Source organism: Pseudomonas bananamidigenes (assembly GCF_001679645.1).
Lineage (GTDB): Bacteria > Pseudomonadota > Gammaproteobacteria > Pseudomonadales > Pseudomonadaceae > Aquipseudomonas > Aquipseudomonas bananamidigenes.
The window spans coordinates 1-19,508 of record NZ_LRUN01000050.1 but is presented as its reverse complement, the minus strand read 5'-3'; the positions used below and the strand labels follow the sequence as shown (position 1 = coordinate 19,508).

The 19,508-nt window shown below is 61.9% G+C and carries 17 protein-coding genes; 6 read left to right on the top strand and 11 right to left on the bottom strand.

The window, feature by feature from the left end; genetic code table 11:
- Nucleotides 1–76: 76 nt before the first annotated feature.
- Nucleotides 77–772 (bottom strand): class I SAM-dependent methyltransferase, encoded by a 696-nt coding sequence (locus BBF94_RS17835; RefSeq protein ID WP_065260306.1) that lies wholly within the window; start codon nucleotides 770–772, stop codon nucleotides 77–79.
- Nucleotides 773–810: 38 nt separating this feature from the next.
- Nucleotides 811–1,959: a GGDEF domain-containing protein gene (locus BBF94_RS17830; RefSeq protein WP_065260305.1), complete on the bottom strand. Its 1,149-nt coding sequence runs from the start codon at nucleotides 1,957–1,959 to the stop codon at nucleotides 811–813.
- 110 nt (nucleotides 1,960–2,069) lie between these two features.
- On the opposite strand from BBF94_RS17830, the gene BBF94_RS17825 reads away from it, so the two are divergent.
- Entirely contained in the window at nucleotides 2,070–2,462 is a 393-nt protein-coding gene (locus tag BBF94_RS17825) for a GFA family protein (protein WP_065260304.1), read from the top strand.
- Between the two features lie 36 nt (nucleotides 2,463–2,498).
- On the opposite strand, the gene BBF94_RS17820 is transcribed toward BBF94_RS17825, so the two are convergent.
- A complete protein-coding gene (locus tag BBF94_RS17820; protein WP_065260303.1) occupies nucleotides 2,499–3,329 on the bottom strand; it encodes an alpha/beta fold hydrolase in 831 nt (276 codons plus the stop codon).
- A 224-nt stretch (nucleotides 3,330–3,553) separates the two neighbouring features.
- Between BBF94_RS17820 and BBF94_RS17815 the strand changes: the two genes are divergently transcribed.
- The 5 genes from BBF94_RS17815 to BBF94_RS17795 all read left to right on the top strand — a co-directional run bounded on the left by BBF94_RS17815 (nucleotide 3,554) and on the right by BBF94_RS17795 (nucleotide 8,827).
- Complete coding sequence (locus BBF94_RS17815; RefSeq protein ID WP_065260302.1) at nucleotides 3,554–4,453, top strand: acetoacetate decarboxylase family protein; 900 nt, start codon at nucleotides 3,554–3,556, stop codon at nucleotides 4,451–4,453.
- 128 nt (nucleotides 4,454–4,581) lie between these two features.
- Nucleotides 4,582–5,037 carry a (2Fe-2S)-binding protein gene (locus BBF94_RS17810; protein WP_065260301.1) on the top strand — a complete coding sequence of 152 codons (456 nt, stop codon included), beginning with the start codon at nucleotides 4,582–4,584 and terminating at the stop codon, nucleotides 5,035–5,037.
- Between the two features lie 17 nt (nucleotides 5,038–5,054).
- The gene (locus BBF94_RS17805) at nucleotides 5,055–7,217 is read left to right on the top strand and encodes a xanthine dehydrogenase family protein molybdopterin-binding subunit (protein ID WP_065260300.1); all 2,163 of its coding nucleotides are present in this window, start codon (nucleotides 5,055–5,057) and stop codon (nucleotides 7,215–7,217) included.
- 1 nt (nucleotide 7,218) lies between these two features.
- Nucleotides 7,219–7,797 (top strand): hypothetical protein, encoded by a 579-nt coding sequence (locus BBF94_RS17800; RefSeq protein ID WP_065260299.1) that lies wholly within the window; start codon nucleotides 7,219–7,221, stop codon nucleotides 7,795–7,797.
- Nucleotides 7,798–7,858: 61 nt separating this feature from the next.
- Nucleotides 7,859–8,827 carry a sensor domain-containing diguanylate cyclase gene (locus tag BBF94_RS17795; protein WP_065260298.1) on the top strand — a complete coding sequence of 323 codons (969 nt, stop codon included), beginning with the start codon at nucleotides 7,859–7,861 and terminating at the stop codon, nucleotides 8,825–8,827.
- Between the two features lie 89 nt (nucleotides 8,828–8,916).
- Here the strand turns inward: BBF94_RS17795 and fabI are convergent, their stop codons facing one another.
- From fabI to gloB, 8 genes are all read right to left on the bottom strand, one after another.
- Complete coding sequence (gene fabI, locus BBF94_RS17790; RefSeq protein ID WP_065260297.1) at nucleotides 8,917–9,711, bottom strand: enoyl-ACP reductase FabI; 795 nt, start codon at nucleotides 9,709–9,711, stop codon at nucleotides 8,917–8,919.
- Between the two features lie 19 nt (nucleotides 9,712–9,730).
- Nucleotides 9,731–11,341 carry an ABC transporter ATP-binding protein gene (locus BBF94_RS17785; protein WP_065260296.1) on the bottom strand — a complete coding sequence of 537 codons (1,611 nt, stop codon included), beginning with the start codon at nucleotides 11,339–11,341 and terminating at the stop codon, nucleotides 9,731–9,733.
- A 1-nt stretch (nucleotide 11,342) separates the two neighbouring features.
- Nucleotides 11,343–12,362 carry an ABC transporter permease gene (locus BBF94_RS17780; RefSeq protein WP_065260295.1) on the bottom strand — a complete coding sequence of 340 codons (1,020 nt, stop codon included), beginning with the start codon at nucleotides 12,360–12,362 and terminating at the stop codon, nucleotides 11,343–11,345.
- Between the two features lies 1 nt (nucleotide 12,363).
- Nucleotides 12,364–13,437, bottom strand: coding sequence for a microcin C ABC transporter permease YejB (locus BBF94_RS17775; protein ID WP_065260294.1), 1,074 nt, complete (start codon nucleotides 13,435–13,437; stop codon nucleotides 12,364–12,366).
- Between the two features lie 4 nt (nucleotides 13,438–13,441).
- Nucleotides 13,442–15,283 carry an extracellular solute-binding protein gene (locus tag BBF94_RS17770; RefSeq protein WP_065260293.1) on the bottom strand — a complete coding sequence of 614 codons (1,842 nt, stop codon included), beginning with the start codon at nucleotides 15,281–15,283 and terminating at the stop codon, nucleotides 13,442–13,444.
- Nucleotides 15,280–17,112 carry an extracellular solute-binding protein gene (locus tag BBF94_RS17765; RefSeq protein WP_065260292.1) on the bottom strand — a complete coding sequence of 611 codons (1,833 nt, stop codon included), beginning with the start codon at nucleotides 17,110–17,112 and terminating at the stop codon, nucleotides 15,280–15,282. Before BBF94_RS17765 ends, BBF94_RS17770 begins: the two co-directional genes overlap by 4 nt.
- A 165-nt stretch (nucleotides 17,113–17,277) precedes the next feature.
- Nucleotides 17,278–18,744, bottom strand: a complete 1,467-nt coding sequence (locus BBF94_RS17760) for a transglycosylase SLT domain-containing protein (protein WP_065260291.1) — start codon at nucleotides 18,742–18,744, stop codon at nucleotides 17,278–17,280.
- Between the two features lie 99 nt (nucleotides 18,745–18,843).
- Nucleotides 18,844–19,508, bottom strand: a 665-nt coding sequence (gene gloB, locus BBF94_RS17755; protein ID WP_065260290.1) for a hydroxyacylglutathione hydrolase, incomplete at its 5' end; no start/stop codon positions are given.

Genomic DNA, 19,508 nt, shown 5'->3' with positions numbered 1-19,508 from the left:
GTCATCCTCGGCAGGTTGGACACGCTGGATTGACAGTCTAGTCCGCTTGGCAGCTGCGGGATGGCGGTTGCCGTGTTCAGCTCAGGCCCGGGGCCGACGATGGGTCTCTTCGCTCGGCCACCAGCAACAAGGATTGCGGTGCAGGGCTTTGCGGATGTTGTGGTTCCCGCAGGCTGGTCAACTGAAACCCGGCCATGTCCAGCGCATTCAGCCAGCTGGACAAGGTGCGGAAATACCACGGCATCGGCTGCCACTGGCCCTTGAAGCCGTCGAAGGTTTCCTCCCGCCAGCCATCCTGATAATCACCGGCGGCCACCGACCACGGATGCAGCGTCTGGATCACCAGCGCACCGCCAGGCACGAGCAGGGCGTGCATGGCGGCAAGCAGCGGGATGATGTCCTGATGCAGCAGAGAAAAATTGGCGCAAATCAGGTCGTAATCGCGGCCGATGTCGACTTTCGCTTCTGCCAGCTCTTCATAGCTGGCGACGTACACGGGAGACGATCCCGCCGCTTGCGCTGCCTCGACCAGTGTGGCATCACCGTCCACGCCGATTGCTTCGATTCCCCGTTCCGCCAGTGCCCGCAACAGCCAGCCTTCGCCGCATCCCAGATCGAGTACACGTTCAGGTTGGCGCCCCATCACCGCCAACAGAATCGCCTGATCGGTGACTTGTTGACGGCTTTCGATGGCACCGCTGCGGATGGCTTGCGTCCAGGCCTGAGCGTTGTGGCTCCAGCTCTGGAGGAGGGTGGATTCAGGCGAAGACATGACGAACTCCGGCGTATCGGGATGCAGGCAAGGATAGGTCAGGTGCAGTCCACCAGACGAATCCGGTTGCGTCCGCCGCGCTTGGATTCGTAGAGCGCACTGTCACCCTGTTCGATCAACGCCGCGAGGCTCACCGGCGGCTGATCGAACACCTTGGCGCCAATGCTCAGGGTGACGGCTTCAGGCGTGATGTAGGCCTGCGCAGTCATTTCCTGAAACTGCACACGCAGCTCGCTGCCCAGCACCATGATCTGTTCGTGAGCGGCATCGCCCAGCAACATGACGAATTCGTCACCGCCCAGCCTTGCCGCCAGCGCGCCCTGGGGCAGCTGTGAGCGGATCATTTCGCTGAGCGAGATCAGCAGGCGGTCGCCGGCGGTGTGGCCATACAGATCGTTGATCAGTTTGAAGTTGTCGATGTCGATCAACAGCAGGGCGCCGGGGTGATCGCTGGACACTTGATCGAACAGGCGCGGGGCGCGGACTTCGAGGGCGCGGCGGTTGTACAGCGCGGTCAGCGGGTCCCGGGCGGCCAGTTCGGCGATCTGTTTTTCCCGGCGGTAGCGCTCGGTCCCGGTCATCGACAGCGCGATCAGCATGATTGCCATCGCGCCTTCGACCAGGGAAATCTGGATGATCGTGCCGCGAAACGCCGCCAGGTCGATCAGCGTGCCGGGAATCACGGCGATGATCGCCTTGCTGAAATAAAACAGGCCGTGAATCAGCAAGACGTAACGCAGTTGCACCGCGCCGATGCTCAGCGACTTGCCATGCGGGCGCAGCAACAGGCTGGCTCGCACCATCAACAAGGCCACCAGCAGCGAGTTGGCCATCAGCATGATCTTCGACCACGACGGGTCATCCGGTAACAGCAGCAACGCCAGCCAGAGCAGGAACATCAAGTACCAGGCTCGCGTTAACGAGCGCTGGGTAAACCGCGCAACACCCAGCAGGAACAACCAGTGAGCGACCACCAGCAAGCCGTTGGCGAACCAGATACCGAGCAGCGGAAAACCGTTGGCGCGCAAGAGGGCCAGGCTCGAGCCGACGGTGATGGTGGCGAAACCGGCGCTCCAGAACAGCAACGAGGATTCGCGGATGCTGCGCCATTCGACCGCGAGATACAGGGCGGCTGCCGCTGCCAGGGCGACGGAAAGGGTGAGCAGCGTAAGGGGGTCGAGCGCCATGAAGGAAAGGGTCTGTCTGAGTAGTGTTAATGGTCCACGATTGTAAGCGTTCCCCCGGAGGGCTGCTATTTTCACTCACCGGATATTCCATTTTCAGACGAGGTGTCCCAATGGACCGATTGACCGGCGGTTGTCTGTGCGGCGAGGTGCGTATCGAGGCGTCAGGAGAACCCTGGCGGGTTGGTGTCTGTCACTGTCTTGATTGCCGCAAACACCATGGCGCGCTGTTTGCATCGGCGGCGATTTTTCCGGCGGCTGCGGTGACCATCACTGGCGAAACCCGAGACTATGCCGGACGGTTTTTCTGCCCGCGTTGTGGTTCGTCGGTGTTCGGCCGCAGTGGCGATGAAATCGAGATCAGTCTGGGCGCGCTGGATGCGCCCGATCAATTGCAGCCGACTTATGAACTCTGGACGGTGCGTCGCGAGTCGTGGCTGCCAGCCTTTCCCGTGGCCAGACATTACCTGCGTGATCGTGAAGGTACCGGGCGAACCGAAGAATAGCCGGGGCCAGAGAACGCCTGACCCCGGCCAACGGGATCAGCCGCGAATGAAGGCCAGCAGATCCGCGTTGATGGTGGGGGCCTCGGTGGTCGGCATGCCGTGGGGGAAGCCCGGGTAGATTTTCAGCGTGCTGTTTTTCAGCAATTTGGCCGACAGCACGCCGGCGTTTTCGTACGGCACGATCTGATCGTCGTCACCGTGCATCACCAGCACCGGAATCGAAATGCCTTTCAGGTCTTCGGTGAAGTCGGTCTGCGAGAAGGCGACGATGCCGTCATAGTGCGCCTTGGCGCCGCCCATCATGCCCTGACGCCACCAGTTGAGCACGACGGGTTCCGAAGGCTTGGCCCCGGGCCGGTTGTAGCCATAGAACGGGCCAGCCGGGACATCGTGATAGAACTGCGCACGATTGGCCGCCAATTGGGCTTGAAGATCGTCAAACACCGACTTCGGCAGACCACCCGGATTGCTTTCGGTTTTCACCATCAGCGGCGGTACGGCGCTGATGATCGCGGCTTTGGAGACCCGATCCTCACCATGTCGCGCAATGTAATGGATGACTTCACCGCCACCGGTGGAGTGGCCGACGTGCACGGCTTTCTGCGTCCCCAGATGATTGACCACTGCCGCCACGTCGTCGGCGTAGTGATCCATGTCGTGGCCGTCCCAGACCTGGCTCGAACGCCCGTGACCGCGTCGGTCGTGGGCCACCACCCGGAAGCCCTGAGCGAGGAAGAACAGCATCTGCGCATCCCAGTCGTCCGCGCTCAGCGGCCAGCCGTGGTGGAAGTGGATCACCGGGGCGTCTTTCGGGCCCCAGTCCTTGTAGAAGATTTCGACGCCGTCTTTCGTTGTGACATAGCCCATGTTTGCTTCTCCTGAAAATGCGGAACGAAAACGTGAAGGGTGAAGACAAGCGCTATGAACTCTAGGATTGAAGTGAGCTTGAAGGTCAAGCAAGTTCCGAACGGTCATCGCTGGCGTGAATGGTGCGCCATAGCCGTGGTGCGCTTGACCTTGAAGTTCGGTTGAACCTTAGAGTCTTGTTCACCGGCCATCCGCCGGGGCATTCAGCGAGAAGGTCAGCGGACATGAACAAGCGCTTTACAGAGGTGGAATTCGGATCGCACAAGGTCGAGGTGCTGGAGGGCGGTTATTACGACCGTTTCCGCATGAACCCCAACCTCGACGAAGTGGCCCGGGACAAGGCTGCCGGCAACATTGATTTCTTCCGGCGCATTCCCAAGCAGCAGGTGGTGTCCAGAGTCGGACCGACCTGGGCGCCAAACTTCTATTACCGTTCCGGCAGCGTGCAGTTGTTGTTTCTCGCACCGCTGGACCGCTTGCGCGCCACGTTGCCGGCACCGCTTGAGCCGCTGCGGGCGTTTCCCGGTTATGGGCTGGTGGCGCTGACGTTTTTCTCCTATTCGGTCTGCGACAACGACCCGTACGACGAAGTCTCCGTGGCGATTGTCGTGCGTCGCCCCGGCGCCCGAGGCTCCCACGCGCTGGAGCTGATGGACGCCATGCGCCGGCGCAACTTCACCGCCCATGTGCTGGCGCTGCCGGTGAACACGGACATCGCCCGGGTGCGCGGCGTGCACGGCTATCAACTGCCCAAGTGGCGCGCCGATATCAACGTGAACATCGGCAACAGCATCAGCGCCCGCATTGATGGGCCCAAGGGCCTGCCGGATCTGATCCTGAAAGCGCCGCTGCCGACCCTGAAAAACGTCACACCGCAATCACGCATGAGCACCGCGACCATGATTCATCTGGTCGATGGTCTGTGGCATCAGAGCGTGGTGCAGAGCAACACATTGTCCTTTGCCCATCGTCTGTTTCCGCGCGATGTGCAGCTGGATCGCAACGGTGGCCCGCTGAGCCAGTTGCTCGACGGCCTCGGAGCTACGCGAATCTTGCGTCTGGACGTGATCAAGGACGCCCAGATCGTGCTTCATCTGCCGGTACCGCTGACGACGCAGCCATGACCGGTGGTCGCAGCGGCTGGTCGTTGGATGAAAATGCGCTTAGCTGAAAGGGATAAGCCGAGGCAGGCACAGCATTGACGGCTGTAGCCGCGCCCCTTCAGAACACCGTGAGTCTGAGGAAATCCCCGATGCTGACCTTGAACATCAATGGCAAGGATCAGGAGCTCGATGTCCCTGCGGACATGCCGTTGCTCTGGGTTCTGCGCGATGTCGCGCACCTGACCGGCACCAAGTTCGGTTGCGGCATGGCCCAGTGCGGGGCCTGCACCGTGCACGTCGATGGTGCCCCGTTGCGATCCTGCATCACGCCGGCAACCGCTGTTGCCAATGGCCAGAAAATTCTCACTATCGAAGGTCTCTCGAGCGATGGTTCGCACCCGGTGCAACAGGCCTGGGCCGAGCTGGACGTGGTGCAGTGCGGCTACTGCCAGTCCGGGCAGATCATGTCCGCCGCCGCGTTGCTGGCGAAGATCCCCAAACCCACCGACAGCGACATCGATCAGGCGCTCTCCGGCAATATCTGCCGCTGCGGCACGTATCCAAGAATCCGCGCCGCGGTCAAACGTGCCGCCGACATCGGCTGAGCGAGGGGAGGTGAGCGATGAACAGTCCTGTATCCCGTCGCGGATTTCTCAAGGGCAGCGCCGTGCTGGGCGGTGGTCTTGTCGTGGCCTTCATGGTGCCCGGTGCCAACCGGTTTGCCACGGCGGCGGAAAATGAAGGCAAGGCCTTTGCGCCGAACGCGTTTCTGCGGATTGCGGCGGACAACAGCGTCACCGTGCTGCTCGGGCATTCGGAAATGGGCCAGGGCATCTGGACCGGCCTGACCATGCTGATTGCCGAAGAACTGGACGCCGACTGGTCGAAGATCCGTGTCGAGCATTCACCGGCCTCGGCTGCCGACTACGGCATGCCGGCGTTTGGCGGAATGCAGATCACCGGCGGTTCGACCTCGACCTGGATGGAATTCGACCGCTACCGACTCGCGGGCGCCACCGCACGGCAGATGTTGATCGAGGCGGCGGCGAAGCGTTTCAACGTGGCACCTTCGACGATCCGCACCGAATCCGGCGTGGTGATTGCCGGTGACAAGCGCGCCACCTACGGCGAATTGGCGGACGCCGCCGGGCAACTGCCGGTGCCGGATCCGAAGTCGATCACCTTCAAACAGGCCAAGGACTGGAAAGTCATCGGCAAACCCACCAGGCGCCTCGATACCCCGGAGAAAATCACCGGCCGTGCCAGGTTCGGCATGGACGTGCAGTTCGACGGCTTGATGACGGCCATGGTCGCCCGGGCGACGGTGTTCGGGGCCAGCGTCAAATCCTTCGAAGGCGCGCAGGCGCTGGCCATTCCCGGCGTGCGCAAAGTGGTGCAGGTGCCGACCGGGGTGGCGGTGATCGCCGATCATTACTGGGCGGCGAAACTGGGGCGTGATGCGCTGAAAGTCGATTGGGATCTGGGGCCGCACGCGGATCTGAGCAGCGAAAAACTGTTGGAGAGTTTCCGCAAACTCGCCGCGACACCGGGCATTTCCGCCAGTCAGGCGGGCGATGCCAAGGGCCGCTTTGGCAAAGCGGCGAAGAAAATCGATGTCGAGTACAGCGTGCCTTATCTGGCCCACGCGCCGATGGAGCCGCTCAACTGCACGGTGAAAATCACCGCCGACAAATGCGAGATCTGGACTGGCACGCAGTTCCAGACGCTGGATCAGATGATCGCCGGCAAGATCACCGGGCTGAAACCGGAGCAGGTGGAGATCCACACCGAATTCCTCGGCGGCGGCTTCGGGCGCAGGGCCAACCCGACTTCGGATTTCGTCGCCGAAGCGGTGCAAGTGGCGAAGGCTGCTGCGATGCCGGTGAAAACCGTATGGTCGCGGGAGGATGACATTCGCGGCGGTTACTACCGCTCGATGTTCCTGCATCAGGCGCGGATCGGTCTCGGCACCGACGGCATGCCGCTGGCGTGGCAGCACGTGCTGGTCGGGCAATCGATCATGGCCGGCACCATGCTGGAACAAACCATGGTCAAGAACGGCGTCGACCAGACTTCGGTCGAGGGCGTGGCGGACAGCCCATACATTCAGGGGCTGGCCGACCATCAGGTCGAACTGCATTCGCCGGCCACCGGCATCAACGTGCTGTGGCTGCGTTCGGTGGGCCATAGCCACAGCGCGTTTGTCATGGAGTCGTTGATCGATGAAATGGCTGCGGCGGCGGGCAAGGATCCGGTGGAGTACCGTCGAACGCTGCTCAAGGATCATGCCCGGCACCTCGGCGTGTTGAACCTGGCGGTGGAGAAGGCCGACTGGAAAGCGCCGTTGCCGGATGGGCATGCGCTGGGCGTGGCGGTACACGAATCTTTTGGCAGCTACGTGGCGCAAGTGGCCGAGGTATCCCAGGACAATCTGAAGATCCGTGTGCACCGGGTGGTGTGCGCGGTGGATTGCGGGATCGCGGTCAATCCGCAGAGCATCGCGGCGCAGATGGAGTCGTGCATCACTTTCGGTCTGGGCATGGCGCTGCACAGCAAACTGACGCTCAAGGATGGTCAGGTCGTGCAGTCCAACTATCACGACTATCAAGTATTGCGGCTGAACGAGATGCCGGTGGTCGAGGTGCATATCGTGCCGAGCACCGACAAGCCCGGCGGCATCGGCGAGGCCGGTGTGCCGCCCACGGCGCCGGCGGTGGCCAACGCAGTGTTCGCCCTGACCGGGCAGCGTCTGCGGGAACTGCCGCTGCAACTGTCGGGGGTGTGAGATGAAACGTCATTTGCTGTTGGGCACCGTGATCCTGGTCGGTCTGGGCGGTTACGCCTCGGATCTGTTCGCTGACGATCAGGAAGCCTTGAAAGCCTTCGGCACCGTGCAAAAGGTCTTCCAGAGCCCGCGTTGCCAGAACTGCCACATTCCCGGCGATTCACCGTTGCAGTTCGACGCCGGCACGCCTCACGGGATGAACGTGGTGCGTGGTATGGACGGCAAGGGCGCCGCCGGTTTGCCATGCGCCACCTGCCACGCCGAGAGCAATCCGCCGGCCAGCTACGGCCCCCATGCACCGCCCGGTGCGCCGCACTGGAGCCTGCCGCCGGCCTCGCACAAGATGGCCTGGATCGGCCTGCCGCCGGATCGCCTGTGCGCGATGATCAAGGACCGCAGCAGTAACGGAGACCGGGATTTCGCCGCGCTGATCAAGCACGTCAGCGAGGACAAACTGGTGCTCTGGGGCTGGAACCCCGGTGCAGGGCGACAACCGGTGCCGGTGCCCCACGATATCTTCGTGACCCAGTTCAAGCTTTGGGCGGATGCGGGCGGCCCATGCCCGGTCGCGGGGGGATGAGGGTTTGAGTCGCCGTGGAATCGAGCTACGCTGAAGGTCTCTGACAACAAGGGAAACTGTGATGCTGGTCCCAGGCAAACCCGTTAATGAAGCAGCACGTATACAGGCGTTGCACGGATTGAATCTTCTGGACACCGCCCCCGAAGAGCGTTTCGATCGCCTGACCCGTCTGGCCAGGCGCCTGTTCAATGTACCGATCGCGCTGGTCACGCTGGTGGACAAGGAGCGGCAATGGTTCAAGTCCTGCGTGGGCCTGGACACCACCGAAACACCGCGCTCGGTTTCATTCTGCGGCCACGCGATCCTCAAGGATGAACTCCTGCTGGTGCCTGACGCCCGAGAGGACGAGCGTTTTCATGACAACCCGCTGGTGACGGGGGAGCCGAAGATCCGTTTCTATGCCGGTTACCCGCTGACCGTTCCCGACGGCAACAAGATGGGCACCTTGTGCCTGATCGACACCAAACCCCGCGATCTTGACGATGAAGAACGCGCCTTGTTGCGCGATCTGGCCGGCATGGCCGAGCAGGAACTGATGGCCGTGCAGATGGCGAGCATGGACGAACTGACGCTGCTGTCCAACCGGCGCGGCTTCAAGATGCTCGCCCAGCACGCACTGGACGCCTGTGCACGCATGGAAAAACCGGCGACGCTGCTGTTTTTCGATCTGAATGATTTCAAGCAGATCAACGATCTTTATGGGCATGCCGAGGGCGACAGTGCGCTCAAGACGTTCGCCGATGTGCTGCGCATTGCCTTTCGCGAGAGCGATGTGGTGGGGCGGCTGGGTGGCGATGAGTTCGTGGCGTTGCTGACCGGCTCAAGTCACGTGGAAACCACCCGAATCATGGTGCGACTCAAGGAAATTCTCGAAGAGCGCAATGCCACGTTGCACCGGGGTTACGCGATCCGCTTCAGTGTCGGACAGATCGAATACGACCCGCGACGGCATGCAACGGTGGACAAACTGCTGGTGGATGCGGATGCGGCGATGTATGAGCACAAACAGGCCTTGAAGCGTTGTCAATGATCCAGCGAGCAGCAAATGCAGGCTCAATGAAATCGCAGGCATGAAAAAGCCCGCCGGTTCTGGCGGGCTTTTTATCGGCAGTCCGAAGATTACTCTTCGATGTTGCCCATGGCGGTGGTGTTGAAGCCGCCGTCCACGTAGGTGATTTCACCGCTGATGCCGGACGCCAGGTCCGAGCACAGGAAGGCGCCGACGTTGCCGACTTCTTCGATGGTGACGTTGCGACGCAGCGGGGTCTGCGCTTCGTTGGCGGCCAGCATCTTGCGGAAGCTCTTGATGCCGGAAGCGGCCAGGGTGCGGATCGGGCCGGCCGATACGCAGTTGACGCGGGTGCCTTCCGGGCCCAGGGAGCCGGCCAGGTAACGTACGCCGGCTTCCAGCGAAGCCTTGGCCATGCCCATGACGTTGTAGTTCGGCATGGTGCGCTCGGCGCCCAGGTAGGACAGGGTCAGCAGGCTGCCGTTGCGGCCCTTCATCATTTCGCGACCGGCCTTGGCCAGGGCGACGAAGCTGTAGGCGCTGATGTCGTGGGAGATGCGGTAGCCTTCACGGGTGGTGACTTCGGTGAAGTCGCCGTCCAGCTGGTCGCCCGGGGCAAAGCCGACGGAATGCACGATGCAGTCCAGGCCGTCCCACTTCTTGCTCAGTTCTTCGAAGACCTTGGCGATTTCCGCATCGCTGGCCACGTCGCACGGGAAGCACAGTTCAGCGCTGGAGCCCCAGCCTGCTGCGAACTCTTCGACGCGACCTTTCAGTTTTTCGTTCTGATAAGTGAAGGCAAGCTCAGCGCCCTCGCGATGCATGGCGGCAGCGATGCCGGATGCGATGGACAGCTTGCTGGCGACACCGACGATCAGTACGCGCTTACCGGCGAGAAAACCCATGTGTTGCTCCTCTTTCAGGTTATTGCGCAGTGGCTGGTGCCAGAAAAGCGGCTTCCAGCAACTGCTGTGTATACGGATGTTGGGGGGCGGCAAAGATACTTTGCGCGTCTCCCTGTTCGACCACTTGGCCATGCTTGACCACCATCAACTGGTGGCTCAGCGCTTTGACGACAGCCAGGTCATGGCTGATGAACAAATACGTCAGGTTGTACTTGGCTTGCAGTGAACGCAACAGCTCCACCACTTGCCGCTGCACCGTCCGGTCGAGGGCCGAAGTCGGCTCGTCCAGCAGGATCAGCGCCGGCTTGAGCACCAGGGCCCGGGCAATGGCGATACGCTGCCGCTGCCCACCGGAAAATTCGTGGGGGTAGCGGTGTCGGGTTTCCGGATCCAGACCTACCTCCTTCAATGCCGCAATGATTGCCGCTTCCTGCTCGGCGGCGGTGCCCATCCTGTGGATCCGCAAACCTTCGCCAACGATGTCGCTCACGCACATCCGCGGGCTCAGGCTGCCGAACGGGTCCTGAAACACCACCTGCATCTCCCGACGCAACGGGCGAACCTCGTTCTGCGTCAGGCAGTCTAGCTGCTTGCCTTCAAAACGGATCGCGCCCTGGCTGCCGATCAGCCGCAAAATGGCCAGACCGAGGGTGGACTTGCCCGAACCGCTTTCTCCTACGATGCCCAGAGTCTGACCCTGAGGCAGGCTGAAGTTGATGCCGTCCACGGCCTTGACGTGATCCACCGTGCGCTTGAACAGGCCTTTCTTGATCGGGAACCAGACTTTCAAATCCTCGACCTGCAACAGCGGCGCGCCGATTTCATTGCTCGCCGGGCCTCCGCTAGGCTCCGCCGCCAGCAGCTCCCGGGTGTACGGATGCTGCGGAGAACGGAACAGTTCTGCGCACGATGCCTGTTCGACGATGCAACCGCGCTGCATGACACATACGCGATGCGCAATTCTTCGCACCAGGTTCAAATCGTGGCTGATCAGTAGCAGCGCCATGCCCAATCGGGCCTGCAATTGCTTGAGCAGGTCGAGGATTTTCAGCTGAACGGTCACGTCCAGCGCGGTGGTCGGTTCGTCGGCGATCAGCAGTTCCGGCTCGTTGGCCAGCGCCATGGCGATCATCACCCGTTGGCGCTGGCCGCCGGACAACTCGTGGGGCAGGGCCTTGAGCCGTTTGTGCGGCTCGGGGATGCCGACCATTTCCAGCAGCTCCAGCGTGCGTTTGGTCGCGACCTTGCCGGTCAGGCCTTTGTGGATGCCGAGCACTTCATTGATCTGTTTTTCGATCGAGTGCAGCGGGTTGAGCGAGGTCATCGGCTCCTGGAAGATCATCGCGATCCGGTTGCCGCGGATGTGACGAATGGTCTTTTCGCTCAGCTCCAGCAGGTTCTGCCCGGAGTAGGAGATGCTGCCGGCAGGGTGGCGAGCCAGCGGGTAGGGCAGCAGACGCAGGATCGAGTGCGCCGTCACCGATTTGCCCGAGCCGGACTCGCCCACCAGCGCCAGGGTCTCGCCACGCTTGATGTCGAAACTCACACCCTCGACCACCCGGTGCGTGCGGTCACCCGTACCGAACTCGACGGCGAGATTGCGGACTTCGATCAGATTGTCCTGATTCATTTCACTTCCTCGGGTCGAAGGCATCGCGAGCGGACTCGCCGATAAACACCAGCAGGCTCAGCATCAGCGCCAGCACCGCAAACGCGCTCATGCCCAGCCACGGCGCCTGCAGGTTGGATTTGCCCTGGGCCACCAGTTCACCCAGCGACGGACTGCCGGCCGGCAGGCCGAAACCGAGGAAATCCAGGGCGGTGAGGGTGCCGATGGCGCCGGTCAGGATGAACGGCATGAAGGTCATGGTCGAGACCATGGCGTTGGGCAGAATGTGGCGGAACATGATCGCGCCGTTCTGCATCCCCAGCGCCCGGGCCGCCCGCACGTATTCAAGGTTACGCCCGCGCAGGAACTCGGCGCGCACCACGTCCACCAGGCTCATCCACGAGAACAGCAGCATGATCCCCAGCAGCCACCAGAAATTCGGCTGGACAAAGCTGGCGAGGATGATCAGCAGGTACAGCACCGGCAGACCCGACCAGATCTCCAGAAAGCGCTGGCCGGCCAGGTCGACCCAGCCGCCATAGAAGCCCTGCAAGGCGCCGGCGATCACGCCGATGATCGAGCTGAGTACGGTCAGCGTCAGGGCGAACAGCACGGAAATCCGGAAACCGTAGATCACCCGTGCCAGCACATCGCGGCCCTGATCGTCGGTGCCCAGCAGGTTGACCGACGAGGGCGGGGCGGGGGCCGGGACTTTCAAATCGTAGTTGATGCTCTGGTAACTGAATGGAATCGGCGCCCACAGCACCCACGCGTCTTTGACCTTGAGCAGTTCCTGGATGTACGGGCTCTTGTAGTTGGCTTCCAACGGGAATTCGCCGCCGAAGGTGGTTTCCGGGTAGCGCTTGATCGCCGGGAAGTACCAGTTGTTGTCGTAGTGCACCACCAGCGGCTTGTCGTTGGCGATCAGCTCGGCGCCGAGGCTCAGGCCGAACAGAATCAGGAACAGCCACAGCGACCACCAGCCACGCTTGTTGGCCTTGAACAGTTCGAAGCGCCGGCGGTTGAGAGGGGACAGGTTCATCTCAATGCTCCCGGCTGGCGAAGTCGATGCGCGGATCGACGAGGGTATAGGTGAGGTCGCCGATCAGTTTCACCACCAGACCCAGCAGGGTGAAGATGAACAGTGTGCCGAACACCACCGGGTAATCGCGGTTGATCGCCGCTTCGAAACTCATCAGGCCGAGACCGTCGAGGGAGAAGATCACTTCCACCAGCAGGGAGCCGGTGAAGAAGATGCCGATGAATGCCGACGGGAAACCGGCGATCACCAGCAGCATCGCGTTGCGGAACACGTGGCCATAGAGCACGCGGTTACGGGTCAGGCCCTTGGCCTTGGCGGTGACCACGTACTGTTTGTTGATTTCGTCGAGGAAGCTGTTTTTGGTCAGCAGGGTCATGGTGGCGAAGTTGCCGATCACCAGCGCCGTCACCGGCAGCGCCAGGTGCCAGAAGTAATCGAGGACCTTGCCGCCCAGGCTCAGCTCATCGAAGTTGTTGGAGGTCAGGCCGCGCAGCGGGAACCAGTCCAGATAACTGCCGCCGGCAAACACCACGATCAACAGGATGGCGAACAGGAACGCCGGGATCGCGTAGCCGACGATGATCGCCGAACTGGTCCAGACGTCGAAGTGACTGCCGTGCCGCGTGGCCTTGGCGATTCCCAGCGGGATCGACACCAGATACATGATCAGCGTGCTCCACAACCCCAGCGAGATCGACACCGGCATCTTTTCCTTGATCAGGTCGATGACCTTGGCGTCGCGGAAAAAGCTGTCGCCGAAATCCAGCCGGGCGTAGTTCTTGACCATGATCCACAGCCGTTCGGGCGCCGACTTGTCGAAGCCGTACATGTGCTCGATTTCCTTGATCAGCGCCGGGTCCAGACCTTGCGCGCCGCGATAGGCGGAGCCGGCCACCGACACTTCGGCACCGCCGCCGGCAATGCGGCTGGTGGCGCCTTCGAAGCCTTCGAGCTTGGCGATCATCTGTTCCACCGGCCCGCCGGGGGCGGCCTGGATGATCACGAAGTTGATCAGCAGAATGCCGAACAGGGTCGGGATGATCAGCAACAGTCGTCGCAGGATATACGCCAGCATCTGATTACTCCGTGCCCACAGGGTCGGCTTGCAGTTGGGTTTGCACTTCTACCGCCGGCTTCGTGTCGGGTTTGACCCACCAGGTATTAATGCCGATGTCGTATTTTGGGGAGACTTTCGGATGGCCGATGTGGTTCCAGTACGCCACGCGCCAGCTCTTGATGTGCCAGTTGGGGATCACGTAGTAACCCCATTGCAGCACACGGTCCAGCGCCCGGGCGTGGGCCACCAGGCTTTTGCGTGAATCGGCGTTGATCAGGCTCTCCACCAGGTGATCGACGATCGGGTCTTTCAGGCCCATGGAGTTGCGGCTGCTGGGCTTGTCGGCTGCTGCGCTCATCCAGAACTCCCGTTGTTCGTTACCCGGTGAGTTGGACTGCGGAAAGCTGCCGACGATCATGTCGAAATCCCGCGAACGCACACGGTTGACGTATTGCGAGACGTCGACGCGGCGGATCACCAGATCGATGCCCAGATCGGCGAGGTTGCGCTTGAACGGCAGCAACACCCGCTCGAATTCGGTCTGGGCCAGCAGAAACTCGATGACCACCGGTTTGCCGCGGGTGTCGACCATTTTGTCGTCGACGATCTTCCAGCCGGCCTCTTGCAGCAGCTGATATGCCTCGCGTTGCTGCAGGCGGATCATGCCGCTGGCGTCGGTTTTCGGGTTTTCGAAGGCTTCGCTGAACACCTGCGCCGGGAGCTGGCGACGGAACGGGTCGAGGATCGCCAGTTGATCGGCGTCCGGCAGGCCGGTGGCGGCCATTTCCGAGTTTTCGAAATAACTGCGGGTGCGCACGTAAGCGCTGTTGAACAATTGCTTGTTGGTCCATTCGAAGTCGAGCAACAGGCCCAGTGCCTGACGCACCCGGACGTCCTGGAACACCGGGCGGCGCAGGTTGAAGACGAACCCCTGCATGCCGGTCGGGTTGCCGTTGGGGATCAGTTCCTTGACCAGACGGCCCTCGGTGACGGCCGGAATGTTGTAGGCGTTGGCCCAGTTCTTCGCGGTCATTTCCAGCCAGTAGTCGAACTGCCCGGCCTTCAGCGCTTCCAGCGCGACGGTGTTGTCGCGGAAGTAGTCGGTGGTCATCACGTCGAAATTGTAGAACCCGCGATTGACCGGCAGGTCCTTGCCCCAGTAATCCTTGACCCGCTCGTAACGCACCGATCGCCCGGCCTTCACTTCGGCGACCCTGTACGGGCCGCTGCCCAGCGGGATTTCCAGATTGCCCTTGTTGAAATCGCGGCTGGCCCACCAGTGCTTCGGCAGCACCGGCAACTGGCCGAGAATCAGCGGCAGTTCGCGATTGTTGTTGTGCTTGAACTTGAACAGCACCGTCAGCGGATCTTCGGCGACGGCTTCCTCGACATCGCTGTAGTAGCCGCGAAACATCGGTGAGCCTTCTTTCGTCAGGGTCTCGAAGCTGAACACCACGTCTTCGGCGCGCACCGGGTGGCCGTCATGGAAGCGTGCCTCCGGGCGCAGGTAGAAACGCACCCAGCTGTTGTCCGGAGCCTTTTCGATCCTGCCGGCGATCAGGCCGTATTCGGTGAACGGCTCATCGAGGCTGTGCCGGGTCAGGGTGTCGTAGATCTGCCCGACATCGTCGGCCGGCACGCCCTTGCTGATGAACGGATTGAGACTGTCGAAGCCGCCGAAACCGGCTTGACGGAAGATCCCGCCCTTGGGGGCGTCGGGGTCGACGTAATCGAAATGCTTGAAGTCCGCCGGGTATTTCGGTGGCTCGTTGTACAGCGTCACGGCGTGCTGCGGGGCGGCGCAGGCCAGCCCGGCGAACAACAGGCCGCAAGCCTGCACGAGCAGGGTACGGATGGCGTTCATTGATCTTTCTCCGAAGATTTCAGCCACCACGCGCTCAGGCCCAGGGTATAGGGCGGCGTAGTGACGAAAGCGAACCGGTTGCGGTACGCCAGACGGTGATAATTGAGGTACCAGTTGGGAATGCTGTAGTGCTGCCAGAGCAGTACGCGGTCCAGGGCCTTGCCCGCGGCGACTTGTTCATCGCGGGTGCGGGCGGCGAGCAACTGCTCGAGCAGGTGGTCGACCACCGGGTTGGCGATACCCGCGTAATTCTTGCTGCCCTTGACCCCGGCCTGACTGGAGTGGAAGTACTGCCACTGCTCCAGTCCCGGGCTGAGGGTCTGGTTGAGGGTCATCAGGATCATGTCGAAATCGAACTGATCCAGGCGTTGCTTGTACTGGGCGCGATCCACCGTGCGCAGGCGCGCGTCGATGCCGATGCTGTTGAGGTTCTCGATGTATGGCTGGAGGATGCGCTCCAGGTTCGGGTTGACCAGCAGCAGTTCGAAACTCAGCGGCTGGCCGGCAGCGTTCTGCAGGCGCTGACCATTGAGCTTCCAGCCGGCCTCGGCCAGCAGCGCCAGAGCCCTGCGCATGGTCTCCCGGGGGATGCCGCGCCCGTCGGTCTTCGGCAACGTGAACGGCTCGGTGAACAGGCGGGCCGGCAGTTGATCCTTGTAGGGTTTGAGCATCAGCCATTCGTGGCCGACGGGCAGGCCGCCGGCGCTGAATTCGCTGTTCGGGTAGTAGCTGGTGGTGCGCTGGTAGGCGTCGCTGAACAGCGCGCGGTTGGTCCACTCGAAGTCGAACATCAGGCCCAGGGCTTCACGGGTCTTGACGTCCGCGAAGGTGGCTCGCCGGGTGTTCATGAACAGGCCCTGGCTCTGGGTCGGGATCTGATGCGGGATCTGCGCCTTGATCACATCGCCACGGCGTACCGCAGGAAAGTTGTAACCGTTGGCCCAGTTCTTCGCCTGATGCTCGATATAGATGTCGAACTCGCCGGCCTTGAACGCTTCGAAGGCCACGTCGCTGTCGCGGTAGAACTCGACTTCCATGCGATCGAAGTTGTACTTGCCGCGATTGACCGGCAAGTCCTTGCCCCAGTAATCCTTGACCCGCTCGAAAATCAGCTGGCGCCCCGGCGTCACCGAGGTGATGCGGTACGGCCCGCTGCCCAGCGGCGGTTCGAAGGTGGTGGCCTTGAAGTCGCGACCCTTCCAGTAATGCTGGGGCAGCACCGGCAACTCGCCCAGGCGCAGGATCAGCAACGGATTGCCTGAACGCTTCATGATGAAACGGATGCGCTGCGGGTTGAGGATGTCGACCCGAGACACTTCCTGCAGCGCCGTGCGGTACAGCGGATGACCTTCCTTGAGCAGCGTTCGATAGGAGAACGCTACGTCATAAGCGGTGATCGGCGTGCCATCGTGGAAGCGTGCTTCCGGACGCAGGTTGAACACCACCCAGCTGCGATCTTCGCTGTATTCCACCGATTGCGCGATCAGGCCATAGCTCGACGCCGGCTCATCGCCGGACGGCGAGTACTGGCCGGTTCCGACCATCAGCGGTTCGTTCAGCTCGTTGATGCCGTACTGCAGGAAATTCGGGGTGGTGACCGGGCTGGTGCCCTTGAAGGTGTAGGGGTTGAGCGTATCGAAGGTGCCAAACGCCATCACCCGCAATGTGCCGCCCTTGGGCGCTTGCGGGTTGACCCAGTCGAAGTGGGTAAATCTGGCCGGGTACTTGAGCGTGCCGAACTGCGCATAACCGTGGCTTTCGGTGATCGTCGCGCTGACGGGGGAGCTCAAGGCCAGGCTGATCAGGAGCAGGAGGAGGGGACGCTTCAAGTCAGATCCGATCCAGGCGGCTTGGGCTTTGTGGGCCGTACAGTAACAGCTTGTATGGACAGGAAAAAGACAGGTGCCTGATGCGCGGTTGATTGTGGAAGTCGCCTGCCTCGACAGCAAAAAATGACAGACGAAAAAAAGCCCCTGAAATTCAGGGGCTCCGGGTCAGTGCGGCTGGTAGACGGTGAGCATCTGCCCAGGCTTGAGCGCCTTGCCGGCGCCCGGGTTCCAGCGCTTGAGATGCTGCATCTCGACGTTGAAGCGCTTGGCCACCACGTACAGCGTATCGCCGCGCTGGACCTTGTACTGGGTCTGCTGCTTGCTGTCGTCCTTGCCTTTGGCCTTGGTGTTGGCCGCGATCACGGTGTTGATGCGACCGCCGGTCTTGCGCGCCGGGGTGCGTTTGGTGGTGTCCTGCATGACCAGGGTCTGGCCGACCTTGAGGTGCTTGCCGTTCAGCTTGTTCCAGCGTTGCAGGTCCTTGACCTCGACCTTGTTGGCCTTGGCGATGGAACCGAGGTTGTCGCCACGCTTGACCCGGTAGGCACGCTTGAGCTGGGCGACTTCGGTCGGGTCTGCGCCTTCGAACACCGGCTTCAGCGAGCGGGGACTGATCAGCTCTTCAGGACGCATGGTCTGCAGGCTGGCAGTCAGCAGTTGCGCCTTCGAGGTCGGCACCAGCAGATGCTGCGGGCCGTCGATGGTGGTGCGCTGCTTGAACGCCGGATTGAGCTGGAACAGCTCGTCTTCGTCGATGTTGGCCACCGCCGCGACCTTGGACAGGTCCATGCGCTGGTTGATTTCGACGACCTGGAAGTAAGGTTCGTTGGCGATCGGGTTGAGGTTGACCCCGTAGGCCTCAGGCGCCAGCACCACTTGCGACAGCGCCAGCAGTTTCGGCACATAGGCCTGGGTTTCCGCCGGCAGCGGCAGGTTCCAGTAGTCGGTCGGCAAGCCTAGACGTTCGTTGCGTTCGATGGCGCGGCTTACCGTGCCTTCGCCGGCGTTGTAAGCGGCCAGGGCCAGCAGCCAGTCGCCGTTGAACATGTCGTGCAGGCGGGTCAGGTAGTCCATCGCCGCGGTGGTCGAGGCGGTAATGTCGCGACGGCCATCGTAGAACCGGGTCTGACGCAGATTGAAAGAACGCCCGGTAGACGGGATGAACTGCCAAAGGCCCACCGCATCGGCGCGGGAATAGGCCATCGGGTTGTAGGCGCTCTCGATGACCGGCAGCAGCGCCAGTTCCAGCGGCATGTTGCGTTCTTCGAGGCGCTCGACGATGTAATGAATGTAGAGACTGCCGCGTTCGCCGGCGTTTTCGAGAAAGGATGGATTACTGGCGAACCACAGGCGCTGTTGCTCGATGCGCGGGTTCACGCCCAGACCTTCCTGCAGTTGGAAACCGTTGCGCATGCGCGCCCAGATGTCCTGAGGCACCTGCGGGCTGGGCTTTTCGGACAACCAGATGGGTTTCTGCTTGGCTCGCGCAGCAATGTTCGGCGTATGGGTCGCTTCAGTCTGCGGTGCATGGCTTGAGCAGCCCGCCAGCGTGGCGGACACAGCCACCGCGATGGCTTGCGCCAGGCGGGTCAATGCGTCTGAATTGACGGACTTACGTATGGATGACGACATTGGCTGGAAGTAAGTTCCGGGCAAAAATGTCGGGCGATTCTAGAAAGCGCACCCCCTGCGGTCAACCGTTCAAGGTTTTTGTACCAGGCAGTGAACGGCTTAGAACTTATCTTTCCAGGCCCGCAGCGCCGCAAAAACCTCACTTGGCGCCCGGTTTTGAGCGCCGTTCCGTTCGTCCACTTTTTGTGTAACTAATGTTTCACCGGTACGCAGGAACGGGTTTGTGAGTTTTTCCAGGGCAATGGTCGAGGGCAGGGTCATGACGCCGTTCTGCCGCTGATGACTGACTTTTTCCAGACGGGCGGCAATGTCCGGGTTGCCCGGCTCCACGGCGGCAGCGAATTTCAGGTTGCTCAGGGTGTACTCGTGAGTGCAGTAGACCAGCGTGTCTTCCGGCAGGGCTGCCAGGCGACCGAGCGAGCGGTGCATTTGCTCCGGCGTGCCTTCGAACAAGCGGCCACAGCCGGCGGCGAACAGGGTGTCGCCGCAGAACAGCAGCCCGTGATGGTAATAGGCAATGTGCCCCAGGGTATGGCCGGGAACGGCGTAGACGTCGAAATCCCAGCCGAGCACGCGGACCTTGTCGTTGTCCTTGAGCGCCACGTCCCGCCCCGGGATGCTTTCACTGGCCGGCCCGTAGACCGTCGCTCCCGTGGCTTTCTTGAGCGCCTCGACGCCGCCGACATGGTCGTGATGATGATGGGTGATCAGGATGTCGCCCAGCACCCAGCCCGGATGCGCGGTGAGCCACGCCTGCACGGGGG